This window comes from Rahnella sp. BIGb0603, from assembly GCF_024808755.1.
GTDB lineage: Bacteria > Pseudomonadota > Gammaproteobacteria > Enterobacterales > Enterobacteriaceae > Rahnella > Rahnella contaminans.
On record NZ_JANUEX010000018.1, the window covers coordinates 1 to 1,713 of the forward strand.

General features: G+C 53.2%; 1 rRNA gene. It reads left to right on the forward strand.

The features are described from left to right. Positions 1–1,679: ribosomal RNA gene (locus M2403_RS24850) — 23S ribosomal RNA — on the forward strand; the annotation flags it as partial. Positions 1,680–1,713: the final 34 nt, after the last annotated feature.

The following is a 1,713-nucleotide window of genomic DNA, read 5'->3' on the forward strand; positions in this document are numbered from 1 at the left end:
TGCTGGAGGTATCAGAAGTGCGAATGCTGACATAAGTAACGATAATGCGGGTGAAAAACCCGCACGCCGGAAGACCAAGGGTTCCTGTCCAACGTTAATCGGGGCAGGGTGAGTCGACCCCTAAGGCGAGGCTGAAAAGCGTAGTCGATGGGAAGCAGGTTAATATTCCTGCACTTGGTGTTACTGCGAAGGGGGGACGGAGAAGGCTAGGCTGGCCGGGCGACGGTTGTCCCGGTTCAAGCGTGTAGGGGGTGTGACCTGGTAAATCCGGTTACATATTAACCCTGAGGCGTGATAACGAGCCACTACGGTGGTGAAGTAGCTGATGCCATGCTTCCAGGAAAAGCCTCTAAGCTCCAGGTAACACGAAATCGTACCCCAAACCGACACAGGTGGTCAGGTAGAGAATACTCAGGCGCTTGAGAGAACTCGGGTGAAGGAACTAGGCAAAATGGTGCCGTAACTTCGGGAGAAGGCACGCTGGCGCGTAGGTGAAGGGACTTGCTCCCGGAGCTGAAGCCAGTCGAAGATACCAGCTGGCTGCAACTGTTTAATAAAAACACAGCACTGTGCAAACACGAAAGTGGACGTATACGGTGTGACGCCTGCCCGGTGCCGGAAGGTTAATTGATGGGGTTATCCGCAAGGAGAAGCTCTTGATCGAAGCCCCGGTAAACGGCGGCCGTAACTATAACGGTCCTAAGGTAGCGAAATTCCTTGTCGGGTAAGTTCCGACCTGCACGAATGGCGTAATGATGGCCAGGCTGTCTCCACCCGAGACTCAGTGAAATTGAACTCGCTGTGAAGATGCAGTGTACCCGCGGCAAGACGGAAAGACCCCGTGAACCTTTACTATAGCTTGACACTGAACATTGAGCCTTGATGTGTAGGATAGGTGGGAGGCTTTGAAGCGTGGACGCCAGTCTGCGTGGAGCCAACCTTGAAATACCACCCTTTAATGTTTGATGTTCTAACTCGGCCCCGTGATCCGGGGTGAGGACAGTGTCTGGTGGGTAGTTTGACTGGGGCGGTCTCCTCCTAAAGAGTAACGGAGGAGCACGAAGGTTAGCTAATCACGGTCGGACATCGTGAGGTTAGTGCAATGGCATAAGCTAGCTTGACTGCGAGAGTGACGGCTCGAGCAGGTACGAAAGTAGGTCATAGTGATCCGGTGGTTCTGAATGGAAGGGCCATCGCTCAACGGATAAAAGGTACTCCGGGGATAACAGGCTGATACCGCCCAAGAGTTCATATCGACGGCGGTGTTTGGCACCTCGATGTCGGCTCATCACATCCTGGGGCTGAAGTAGGTCCCAAGGGTACGGCTGTTCGCCGTTTAAAGTGGTACGCGAGCTGGGTTTAGAACGTCGTGAGACAGTTCGGTCCCTATCTGCCGTGGGCGTTGGAAGATTGAGAGGGGCTGCTCCTAGTACGAGAGGACCGGAGTGGACGCATCACTGGTGTTCGGGTTGTCATGCCAATGGCATTGCCCGGTAGCTAAATGCGGAAAAGATAAGCGCTGAAAGCATCTAAGCGCGAAACTTGCCTCGAGATGAGTCTTCCCTGTGGCTTTAAGCCACCTGAAGGGACGTTTAAGACTAAGACGTTGATAGGCTGGGTGTGTAAGTGCAGCGATGCATTGAGCTAACCAGTACTAATGACCCGAGAGGCTTAACCTTACAACACCAAAGGTGTTTTAGATTGACTCTGTGC